At 46.6% G+C, this 12,379-nt stretch carries 5 protein-coding genes; 2 read left to right on the top strand and 3 right to left on the bottom strand.

Features of this window, described 5'->3' with window-relative positions; translation table 11 throughout:
* Window positions 1-392: 392 nt before the first annotated feature.
* Window positions 393-815, top strand: a complete 423-nt coding sequence (locus JGK39_RS31505; RefSeq protein WP_293254699.1) for a hypothetical protein — start codon at window positions 393-395, stop codon at window positions 813-815.
* Window positions 816-1,081: 266 nt separating this feature from the next.
* Here JGK39_RS31505 and JGK39_RS31500 read toward each other — a convergent pair whose 3' ends face one another.
* The 3 genes from JGK39_RS31500 to JGK39_RS31490 form a co-directional block, all read right to left on the bottom strand.
* Window positions 1,082-2,338, bottom strand: a complete 1,257-nt coding sequence (locus tag JGK39_RS31500; protein WP_293254702.1) for a CHAT domain-containing protein — start codon at window positions 2,336-2,338, stop codon at window positions 1,082-1,084.
* A gap of 131 nt (window positions 2,339-2,469) precedes the next feature.
* The gene (locus JGK39_RS31495; RefSeq protein ID WP_293322597.1) at window positions 2,470-9,888 is read right to left on the bottom strand and encodes a filamentous hemagglutinin N-terminal domain-containing protein; all 7,419 of its coding nucleotides are present in this window, start codon (window positions 9,886-9,888) and stop codon (window positions 2,470-2,472) included.
* A gap of 613 nt (window positions 9,889-10,501) precedes the next feature.
* Window positions 10,502-11,833 (bottom strand): CHAT domain-containing protein, encoded by a 1,332-nt coding sequence (locus JGK39_RS31490; protein WP_293298735.1) that lies wholly within the window; start codon window positions 11,831-11,833, stop codon window positions 10,502-10,504.
* Window positions 11,834-11,840: 7 nt separating this feature from the next.
* Here JGK39_RS31490 and JGK39_RS31485 point away from each other — a divergent pair.
* Window positions 11,841-12,379 (top strand): hypothetical protein (locus tag JGK39_RS31485; protein ID WP_293298738.1); only part of this gene is annotated, 539 nt, incomplete at its 3' end.

Below are 12,379 nucleotides of genomic sequence, written 5' to 3'. Positions count from 1 at the left end.
CGGTTCGTAGTGAGGACTTCAGTCCTCTGAATTTATGAGGAATGAAGTTGCATCAGCCCGGTTCGTAGTGAGGACTTCAGTCCTCTGAATTTATGAGGACTGAAGTCCTCACTACGAACCAGTTTAGTTTTCGCTCGTGAGGACTTCAGTCCTCTGAATTTATGAGGACTGAAGTCCTCACTACGAACAAAAGAGCCCATCGCAAATTGTGCAATACCTCAAAAGACATAGAAATTGCGCTCGCGCTTCGTCAATATACATACTTGGCTCGCCCGGGTGCCCGAATCGGTTGTCGGCACAGGCTAGTTTTGCTAAAATTTGATAGAGTTGGCAGTTGCGATCGCGCGTAACTGTCAACCGCAGAAAGTTCCAGCAATCAGAGGAGATACGTGATGTCGGAAATCCCAGAACAAACACAAACAAATTTATCGGCTCCAGAAACAAGTTCCGAAAGCTCTATTTCTTGGACGGAAAACGTAAAAAGTAGCCTGGGAAACATCCTGAGCAGTTGGAAGGTGAAAGCCGGATTGGGAGTTACTGTGCTATTGGGAGTGTTAGTGTTGTCGTTTTTCTGGCAGCACATGATTGCAGTTGTAGGTATGAAGAGTTGGGCGGCTCGATCGGGCGCTAGACCGATCGAATGTATGGTAAGAGATACTAATGACGACCAGTATGTAAGTTGCAGCGCTCTCCTAGACCAGCAAATTGTCCCTCTCGAATGCAGCGCTAGTTTGTTAAACATCGGTTGTCGCGTCAATTATGGAACTGCGGCACCTAATTTGAAACAGCTTGGACCCAGAGCTTCTGCGTTTTAGATAATTTTTGACTAGCTTTGCCATCGGAAAATTATGATTTCGATGCCAAGAATAAATGGTGCGTCAGAATGAGATTAAGGGTGATGATTAAAATTTACAAGGTTTGTAGTGCGGACTTCAGTCCGCAGCATAAAGCGGACTGAAGTCCGCACTACAAACCGTTTTTGTGATGGTAATCAACCGGACATGATATGATAATTAAAATTTACTTTTCCTGACGCACCCTACTCTTGAATTCTGCCTTCTGCCTTCTGCCTTCTTCCTTCTTACCAAGGATTTCCGATGAGGGTGAAACTGCTCCAGTAGTAAGGATGAGAAAAATCTTGGGTTTGTGATTTTATGTTATTCGGTAAATTTAAGTTGCCCGCTGTTGTCACTAATTGCTGGTTTTCAATCCGAACTTGACGAGCAATCATCGCCTGTTGAGTAAGTTGCAGAGTTTCTGCCTTAGTTTTGCCTCCTAGAAGCTGCTGGTAAAATTCGCTCATCAGCCCCAAAGTGCCTCCGTCGTCAACATACCACAAACTCCCCAAGGCAGATTTGGCGCCGGATTTGACCGCTAAACCTCCAAAACCTAACTCGGCTTCCCGATCGCCCAAAGCAGTTCTACAAGCACTCAACACTAACAAGTCTACCTGCGGATTGCGCCAATTTAAACTCTCCATGCGATCGAGCTGCAATTTGTAATTCCACAGTTGAATGTAAGAATTGCTCGGTTGTCCCGAGGTGAAGTTAGCATGGGTTGCTAGGTGAACAATCCGAAATCCTTTGTTGGCGTGTTGCGAGTTGAGATTGTCTATAGTGAAAGTCGAATTGAGGAAAGATTGTCCGCGCCACTGAGTAGAAATTGTCTCTAATTCGATCGGCACGCTGGGCAAGGGCTTGTTATCAACAAATTCTGACCGTCCCATTGCTAGCACTGTGGCGTCTCTAACTGTCTTATATTCGCGATTAGTCAAGCTAAAACTCGGAATTAGGCTGAAACTGTATTTTTGAATCAAGAAGCCTTTACCGTCGTGCAAAGCGGCAAAGGGCACACTCCGCAATCCGGGATCGACTGACAGCAACAAAGTCTGAATTCCTAAATTTTGCAAGTCTTTTTCTAGAGGTGCGATCGCCCATTGATACAGTTGCTGGGCCGAGGGGAGATAACTGATAGTACCGATTTTGGCGAGATTGGTGATTTGTTCGCGGAATTCGTTGACAACAGGTTCAAGAGCTTTTCTGTTAGCTTCCGGGACATTGTAGTGAATCGGGCGCCCTACAGGAGGCACTAAAATGAGTTCCAGTCGATCGACTCGCGAGATTATGTAGATAATACCAGACCGTTTGCGGGTTTCCTGTTCGATATTTCTTAATGTTTGTTGGAATTGCGCCATCATGACTTTTTGGTTGGGAAGGTTGGCTTTGACGCCTAGGTATTCTCCAAACTCTTGATTCCTGATTTGTTCGATTCCCCAGACTGTTTTCTCTATGTCGTTACCTTCAAAAAGTCGATCGGGAGACGGAACATATCCCAGCACTAAATTAGAAGTAGGGTTGACTCGTGGCGGTGTTTCGCGACGAGAAACTACTGGCGATTGGCTGGGCGGTAGCTGGCTGGTGATACTTGAATCGAGTGTTAAAATTTGACCCGCAGCAGGGCCGGGAGTGTCTAACGGTGGAATTCGGCGGCGATTTGGAACGTCTTCTGGATCCTCGGGGGTTGATGATTGTGGACTGGGGATTGGAGTTGGATTTGGACTGGGGATTGGAGTTGGATTTGGACTGGGATTTGGATTTGGACTGGGATTTGGATTTGGACTGGGGATTGGACTGGGAGTTGGATTTGGAGTTGGATTTGGAGTTGGATTTGGAGTTGGATTTGGAGTTGGATTTGGAGTTGGAGTTGGATTTGGATTTGGAGTTGGATTTGGATTTGGAGTTGGAGTTGGATTTGGAGTTGGACTGGGAGTTGGATTTGGAGTTGGATTTGGAGTTGGATTTGGAGTTGTGGATTTGGAGTTGGATTTGGAGTTGGATTTGGAGTTGGATTTGGAGTTGGATTTGGAGTTGGATTTGGAGTTGGACTGGGAGTTGGATTTGGAGTTGGGTTGGGATTTGGAGTTACACTCGGAGTAGGAGTTGGTGTTGGATCGAGCCCATCATCAGTAGGAAATACAATATTAGGGACACCACTAGCTGTACGGGGAAACGACTGCGATGTAATGCTAGATTCTCCAGTTGTAATTGCAGCCGCCGTACCATTTATAGTCGCATCTCCCACGACAAACGGTTGAATCAGCCCTCCTCCATCTCCGCCAGCGTGAGCAATTGAAATATTTCCCCCACCAGCGCCGCCAGCAGTGGAAATACTAGCAAATCCCGTCGGCGAAAAAGTTGTTGGGAAAGAATCTGTAGCGCGGAAAACTGTTCCTGTGATGGCTGTAACATTGCCACCCCTGCCGTTAGTACCGCCTTGGGCATTGATGAAACCGACTTGAATATCGCCGATCGGATCTAAGAACACATTTCCGCCATTTCCGGCTGTACCGCTGGAGTTAATTTGTCCCGCCGTAATTGAAGTTATCGCCTTAACAGTGATGTTACCGCCAATACTTCCCGATGTATTCAAATTACCTGCTGTGAAAACGTTACCGCTGTCGAATAAAATTTCTCCACCATTAGTAGTAACGTTTTTAACGCTGATATCGCCAGTGGCAGTAATATCGACTTTGCCGGCGGTGATATCTCCCGATAACTTGACTTGTTGCGTGTTTTGTGATGTGAATTGTTGCGCGTTAATTGTCGAGTTTCCGATCGCATTGCCAGCATTTTTAATCAAAATATTTCCTAACTTGCTGGTTGCGCCCACCGATCCATTGAAAGTGATGCTGCCGCTACCAGAATCCAGAGTTAGGTTCCGGGCCGCATCTATACTGTCGATCGCGCTTCCAAACGCAATATTCCCCCCAGCCGTGCTCAATACAGCATCTTTCGTCAGCCCCAGATCGCCGTTAATATTGATATTGCCGTTATTGGTAGTAACATTACCACCCAACTTAGTATTTAAGGCAGTAACATTCAAACCTGTCAGCGGTGTTGTGTTTCCGATATTTCCTTGCAGCAGCACGTTGCCTTTAGTAGCGTCGATGTTCAAGGGCCGAGATCCATCGATCGCACCTGCGATACTAACATTACCGACGGCACTGCTGAGATTGACATCACTGCCGAGTTGGACTTTGCCATTGAGAGTAAGACTGCTGTTGTCATTTCCGGTAATATTGGCGTTAAGGGCGATCGTACCACTTCCCGTTTGAATCGTGACTGGTGACGAAAAATTGAGATTGTTAGGAATAGTAATATTGCCACTGCCATTCAATTTCCCGATCGCGATCGAGGTAAATCCATTTTGAATCAAATTAATTTCCGATGCCGTCAAATCTAAAGCCGGAGTATTGTTGTCAGTGCCGCCGATCGCAATATTTTGTCCTGCCTTTGTCGGTTGCAGAGTTAGCGTGCCCGTACCAGAAACTTGCCCGGAAAAATCAATTTCACCTGCTGTCAAAGTCAGCGGGTTACTTCCTGCCGACAAACTCGAACCAAAAGCAATCTTTGCATCTCCCAGTGTAAAATTTAGAGTCTTTGTTAATGTCACGGGCCCGCTAAAAGCAATGTCATCATTGGTTGTGGTAATATCTCCGCTAACTGCGACATTTCCCCCGCCCTTTTGCGTAAATGCACCATCTAATTTCAGGTTCGCGCCGTCATTGGTAGTTGTGACAATTCCTTTGAGATTAACATTGTCAGCAGCAATACCGAGATTGCCAGCCGCGTCAACAGTCTTGTTGAAAGTAATTTCCTTCCCTGACAGAATCGGATTGTTGGCAATCGTGACAGCATCTCCATAGGTTTGAGCGCCCGTTGTCGCGACATCTCCCTTCACTTGAGTTGTGCCGCCCGCAGCATCTACAGTCAAATTCACTGCACTGACTGCTTTACTAAATACGGTTGTTCCTGTAGATTTAGTTGTTAAATTTGCGATCGGGTTGTTGATAGTGGCGATCGTACTATTGAATGTCACATCACCAGTACCCCCATCCACAGTCAAACTGCTGCCGGTGTTATTAAGGGGGTCAACAGTCTTGTTGAAAGTAACGCCTTTGCCGATCAGAGTCGGATCGTTGGCAATCGCGACAGGATTATTATAAGTTTGAGAATTAGTTGTAGTGACATTTCCCTTCACTTGAGTTGTGCCAACCCCATCTGCTGTCAAACTCGCTGCATCGACTTTTTGATTGAATGCCGTTGTTCCTGTAGAATTAACTTTCAGATTGCCGATCGCACTTAAAGCCCCAACTGCACCGCTGAATGTAATATTACCGCTACTAGCATTCACCGTCAAATCGCTGCTACCGTCAACTGTCTTGTTGAAAGTAACGTCGCTACCTGCGAGAGTCGAATTCTTGGCAATCGTGACAGCATCGTTATAGGTTTGAGTACCGGTTGTCTTGACATCGCCATTGAGTATAGTTGTGCCACCAACATCTGTAGTTAAACTCGCGGCATTGACTGTTTGATTAAATGCAGTTGTTCCTGTAGAATTAACTGTTAATTGACCGATCGCCTTAGAACTCCCAACTGCACCATTGAATGTAATATTGCCGGTACTCGCATCCACAGTCAAATCGCTGCCGATGTTATTGGAGTCAACAGTATTATTGAAAGTAATGCCTTTGCCGGTCAGAGTCGGATTGCTGGTAATAGTGACAGCATCATTATAAGTTTGAGCGTTAGTTGTCGTGACATCGCCATTGAGTATAGTTGTGCCGTCAACGTCTGTAGTCAAAGTCGCCGCATTAACTTTATTAAATGCAGTTGTTCCTTGAGAGTTAACTTTTAAATTTGCGATCGCACTGACATCTCCAACTGCCTTACTGAAAGTAACATCCCCCGTACCTCCACTGACAGTCAAATCGCTGCCGCTGTTACTGGGGTTAACAGTATTGTTGAAAGTAATGCCGTTGCCTGTCAGAATCGGATTTGTGTTGGTAATTGTCACTGCATCGTTATAGATTTGAGTGCCGGTTGTCGTGACATTGCCACCTAAAAATATCTTGCTGTTGGCAGTTAAATTTGTCAGCGGAGTTACAGCACCAACTGCATCCTTGAATGTAATACTGCCCGTGCCAGCCGTTAAAATCAGGTCTTTGGTTCCTGTCGGTGCGCCGTTGACTGTGCTGTTAAACAGAATATTTCCTGCACCTGCACCTGTGCTGACAGAAGCATTATCTTGGACGAGTACAGGACTGTTGAAAGTGATATCTTGCTTGATGGTGCTAACGCCTGCGTTGAGTGTTGTCTTGCCGTTGAAAACGATCGAAGCATTATCTTTTCCGGTGAGTGGTTGATTGACAACGATATTACCATTGCCAGATTGAACAGTCAGCGGATCTTGGAAACTGTGAGCTCTGTCAAAGGTAATTTTACCAGTGCCGTCTGTTCTGCCGATCGCAATTTTAGTAAATCCATTTTGCAGGGCATCTTGAAACGGCTGTTCCAGATACATAGTATTAGCAGCAGGAAGATTAGGTTTTACTTTAAAGCTAATATCACCATTTGGATCGAACGGTTGCAGAGAAAAAGTCCCCGTACCTCGAACAACCCCTTTAAAGTTAGCATCAGTCCCAATCAAAGTAATATTTCCCGTACCCGAATTTATATTCTTTACGTCAAGGTTATTAAAAGCTTTGAGAGTGATATCTGCGCCCGTACCCGCAGAACTCGTATCAAGGGAACCCAATACCGTTGTAATATTGCCGTTATTGCTCGCAAGCGCGATCGCCCCTCCGGGATTCGTAGTAGTAATATTGCCCGTGGCGATATCGCCAGTTGTTTTGATACTTACAGCATCTATGCTGGTAATCTTGGTCTCTGGATTTACTGTAAGTGCAGCCAAGGGATTAGTGTCACCGACAGGCCCGTTAAAATTGACAGTACCAGTACCAGCGGTAATATTTAATTTATTGTTGCCGTCAACAGTGCCGCCAAAGGTAATATTTCCACCGCTGAGGTTTTTAGTGTTGAGAGTGACATCATTACCGAGGGAAACATTGCCTAAAAACGAGATCCTCTGGTCTTGAGTAGTAATGTTTTTATTCAGTTGGGTCGATCCGTCCAGCGTCAATGTAGCGCCGCCTGTGGCCGTAATTGGGCCGTTGACGGCGATCGCGCCTCCGCTGTTTGGAGATTGAATTGTGACCGGCAATTTAAAAGTAACACCAGCGGCATCAATGGCGATCGTCCCCTTCCCGTCAGCCCGTCCAATAACCATGTTAGAAAAGCCGATTAATGCGTCGAGTTCTGGCAAGTCTAGATTCAAACTAGAAAGATCGACATCGGGGTTTTGGAGAGTACCACCTACAGTAACACCAAAGTCCGACTTCAGCGGCTGCAAAGTAATTGTACCAGTACCGTTGACTTTAGTCGGGCCTAACAGTTGAATTTCATCACCAGTCAAAGTGACATTTCCCTCCTTCGTTTCCACTTGATTAGCACCAACATTCAGAGAAATGCCGTAGTTCTTAGTTCCTGTCCCCGCACCTGTGCCAGTAATCGTGATATCTCCTTTCTGCGATCGCACCAGAGATCCGGGGCCCGTAACCAATATCCCGCTGTTGTTATCTGTGCCCGCACCGGCGGTACCGCTGAAAGTAATATTTCCGCTCTCTGTTGATTCCACCTGCCCTTGGATATTAATGCCGGTGTTGTTATTCCCGCTTCCCTTACCTGTTCCAGAAAACGTGATATCCCCTTTCTGCGATCGAACTGTGGCAGGAAAAGCAATATTTATCCCTTGATTATTGTTATTCCCATTCCCATCACCGCCAACGCCGTTTAGAGTCACTTTCCCGATGCCTGTGGATTCCACCAACCCTAAAATCGCAATGCCTGTGTTGTTATCCCCAGTCCCCGAACCTGTTCCAGTCAGGGTGATATCTCCATCCTTCGATAGAACCTTCGATCGAACTGGTAAGGCGTTGTTAGCAATAAATATCCCTCCAGTGCCACCTATCCCATTACCACCCGTACCCGTCAGACTGACTTTTCCCGTCCCCGTTGATTCCACCAAGTCGTTATTCACTAACCGGATGCCGTATTTAGCAGATCCGCTGCCACTACCAGTGAAAGTAATATCGCCATTGACTGAAGTTATCGTAGAGCTACGCAAAACTATCCCGTCACTATTGAGACTACTACCGCTAGTCCCAGTGAGAGTAATTTTTCCTGTTCCAGTTGTTGTTAACGTGCCAGTAAATATCTCAATACCAGTGTTGTTTGCTGTGTTTCCTGCACTACCAGTGAGGTCAATGTTCCCACCAGCAGCATTGATTGTTCCACCAATATAAATCCCTGGTGCAGTGGCAACATTTGCGCGACCAATACCTGTAAAATTCCCGCCATTTGTATTAATCGTCGCATTGCCAATGGTAAGACTACCACCATTGAGATTATCCGCATCAGCATTCAGAGTAACGTTGCCTGCTTTAGTTGTAATATCAGCCTTGACATCAATGTTGTTATTAGCTAAAGCCGTCAATCCAACTCCCGGAGTAGTTATATTGACCGGAGCGCTAAAAGTAATATTATTCGTAGCTTGCAGAATTACATTAGTCGCAGCACTGTTAATCAGAGCAGCATCAATCGTATTTCCCCCAAGGTCAGGATCGGCAAATTGATCTGCCTGAGTTAATGCCGTAAAAGTTCCCGCGCCATTTTGAATAGTAATATTTGTTGGATCGAGCAACAATAATCCTGGATTGCCGTTAGCTGCCAGAGTATTAACATTGCCTCGGAAGTCTAAAAATTGTTTTCCCGACACCTCCACAAACCCGCCATTCCCCGACAACGAGCCACCTCGGGCAGTAATATTGCCATTAAAGCGAGTAGTTTCATCCGCCCAAACAATCACTCGCCCGCCATTGCCGTTGCTAATAGCATCCGCACTAATTGTCGAGTCGGCGCTGACAAATGTCCGCAAAGCATTGGGTACAGCCCCCAAACCCTGAAAATCTCCCCCAATCAGTACATTACCTCCGCCGCTGACACCCGAAGCATCGATGTTACCCGCGATCGCACCTACACGATCGCCCAATATGCTAACATTACCCCCAGTATTGCCCGAGACATTGATACTGCCGCTGGCGATCGCAGTTCCAGCCACAACAGGCACAGCAACATTCCCCGTCAGCACCACATCCCCATTCGGATTTACCGTCAAATTCGTTGCTTGCGCCGCACCTTTACCCGTCAGCAACTCCGGCAAAGATAACACCGGTTGCGTCCAATTATTCGGCAGTGAGTTTTGAGTTACTACTGGTTGAACATCCAAACTCAATAAATTTCCCGCTTGAGAAATCCGCACCAAATTTTGACCGGGTACAGCCGCAATCAGAACACCGCCTCCTGGCGCGTTTAGCTGGCCCGTATTCACCACCGTACCCCCCGTCAAACTTAAGGTTTGACCCGGTGTCACGGTCAAATTTCCGGCATTTACAATGCTTCCTGCTTGCGGACTGGTAAATGCGAAACTGTTCGGATTGCCGATTAAAGTTGCCCAGTTGTTATTGCCGATCGCGCTAAACCAGCGATCGTTCCCAAAACCGATCCCTGTAGCCGCCGTCGCATTAAAAGAACCAGGCACGTTGAGACTGGCACTCGGCCCGAAAATTATCCCCGCAGGATTCATCAAAAACAGGTTAGAATTGCCGCCTGTAACTTGAATTAAGCCGTTAATTAAAGAAGGATTTCCCCCGTTAATTCGTCCTAAGATATTTTGAATATTGGGATTGGTTAAAAAATTAGCCGTTTGACCTTCGCTGAGCCCAAACTGAGTAAAACTGTGAAAAAGATTAGCCTTGTCACCGCCCAATGACCCCCCGGTAATATCGTAGCGGTTGCCGTTGGGTGTCACGACTGTGTTCGTACCGTCGGGTGCGGGGGCGATGGGTTGCGCCGAAGCAGAGCGAGCCGCTGCATTAAGCCAGCCAACTATGAATAAGCATCCGAGCCAAGGTAGTTTGTTAGATCTCATTGTGGTTAAAAATTTGTGCTAAAAGCGCGATGTATTTATCTATCCCTAGTCTTACTCCTCAAAATTCCTCATGTCAATAGGAGTGTCCTATGTTTTATTAGATAATTAGAAAAATAAGCTGAAAAAAATATATGGAGCGAGGCACGTTGTTGCGCGAAGAGCGCTCTTTCCGGCGTTACTGATTAACGGAATGAATTAATACTAAATCCGGGTATCATACCCCCTTTATAATTTTACTCTCGTAGGGTGCGGATCCACTCAAGGGTTCTGGCTATTTACAACGATTTAGTAGCGACGCACCCTACCATCTCCCTTTGCCATCCGAAAATGATGGTGCAGATGCCAAGCATAAATGGTGCGGAGCGAATGAGATTAGGGGTGATATGATGTCCGAGCGATTACCATAACAAAAACGGAACGCACGTGTGGAATGCGAGTCCGCAAAAAGAGCGGACTCGCATTCCACACTACGAACTTATTTTATCGCGGTCAATCGACCGGACATGATATGATGATTGAAAATTAGTTTTCCTGACGCACCCTACCCTTGAATTATTCTATCAACTATCAACTACCAACTATCAACTATCAACTACCAACTGTCAACTGTCAACTACCAAGGACTGCCGATGAGGGTGAAACTGCTCCAGTAGTAAGGATGAGAAAAATCTTGGTTTTTTTGTTTGATATTAGCTGGTAAATTCAAATTCCCTGCTGTTGTCACTAACTGTTGGTTTTTAATTCCAACTTGACGAGCAATCATTGCTTGTTGGGCAAGTTGCAGAGTTTCTGCCTTAGTTGTGCCTCCTCGAAGCTGGTAGTAAAATTCGCTCATCAGTCCCAAAGTGCCTCCATCGTCAACATACCACAAACTCCCCAAGGCAGATGCAGCGCCGGATTTGACCGCTAAACCTCCAAAACCTAACTCTGCTTCGCGATCGCCCAAAGCAGTTGTACAAGCACTCAATACTAACAAGTCTACCTGCGGATTGCCCCAATTTAAACTTCCCATCTCGTTGAGTCGCAATTTAGAATTCCAGAGTTGAATGTAGGAATTGCTTGCTTTTCCCGGTTGGAATTCCGCATGGGTTGCTAGGTGAACTATCCGAAATTCTCCCTTTGCGTATTCCGAGTTGAGAGTATCTAAAGTAAAAGTCGAGTTGAGGAAAAATGGCCCGCCCAAATGACCAGAAATCGCCTTCAATTCGAGGGGCACGCTGGGTAAGGGCTTTTTGTCCACAAATTCCGATCGTCCCATTGCTAGCACTCTGGTGTTATTAACCGATTTGTAATTAGTGTTAGTGGCACTAAAACTCGGAATTAGGCTGAAACTGTATTTTTGAATCAAGAAGCCTTTACCGTCGTGCAAAGCTGCAAATGGTACACTCCGCAATCCCGGATCTACTGACAGCAACAAAGTCTGAATTCCTAAGCTTTCTAAGTCTTTTTCGAGGGGTGCGATCGCCCATTTATACAGTTGCTGGGCCCAGGGGAGATAACTGGTAGTACCGCGTTTGGCGGGAGTGGTGATTTCGTCCCGCAACTCTTTGACAACGGGGAAAAGAGCTGCTCTGTTGGCTTCGGGAACGCTGTAGTGAATCGATCGCCCTACGGGAGGAATTAAAATTAGTTCCAGTCGATCGACTCGCGAGACCATGTAAATAATACCAGACCGCTTCCCGGTTTGCTGTTCGATATTTCTCAAGGTTTCTTGGAATGTCGGAACCAAGAGTTGTTCGTCTGGGACGTTGCTTTTTATCCCCAGGTATGATGCAAATTCTTGATTCCTCAGTCCTTCGACTCCCCAGACTATTTTCTGGATGTCGTTAGTTTCAAAAAGTCGATCGGGAGACGAGACATATCCCAGGGCTAAACGAGAATTAGAGTTGGCTGCTGGCGCTGGTTCGCTACCCGGAACATTTAGTTGTAATTCGCTGGAGGGCAAGTTACTGATGATACTCGAATCAAGTCTTAAAATGCGATCGTTAGCAACACCGGAAGTATTTAGGCGCGGAACGTTTCGGGGTTGTAAGTCTTCTCCTTCAGTGGTTGAGGATTTAGCTGCGGGTGTGGGTGTAGCTGAGGGTGCGGGCGATGCTGCTGTTCCTGCTGTGCTGCCAGGTGCGATCGACAATGGATTAGAATCTATCGCAGGTACTGCTGGTTCGGTTGTCGTCGAAACTGTCGATCGATTTGTGGGCGCCATGGGTTCAGTTGTCGTCGAAACTGTCGATCGATTTGTGGGCGCCATGGGTTCAGTTGTCGTCGAAACTGTCGATCGATTTGTGGGCGCCATGGGTTCAGTTGTCGGCGTCGAAACTGTCGATCGATTTGTAGGCGCAATAACGCCTCCGATCGCCCCTGGTGTCGGCGCAATAACGCCTCCGATCGCCCCTGGTGTCGGCGGAACAATGCCCGTTATCGGCCCTGGTGTCGGCGGAACAATACCTGCGATCGGCCCTGGTGTCGGCGGAACAATACCTGCGATCGG

The sequence above is a fragment of the Microcoleus sp. PH2017_12_PCY_D_A genome (assembly GCF_020738565.1).
Classification (GTDB): Bacteria; Cyanobacteriota; Cyanobacteriia; order Cyanobacteriales; family Microcoleaceae; genus Microcoleus.
This window is presented reverse-complemented; position numbering and strand designations above follow the sequence as displayed.

Excerpts from the sequence above, each read along its gene's own strand:
- JGK39_RS31495 (WP_293322597.1), bottom strand. The coding sequence starts at position 9,888 with ATGAGATCTAACAAACTACCTTGGCTCGGATGCTTATTCATAGTTGGC.
- JGK39_RS31505 (WP_293254699.1), top strand. The coding sequence starts at position 393 with ATGTCGGAAATCCCAGAACAAACACAAACAAATTTATCGGCTCCAGAA.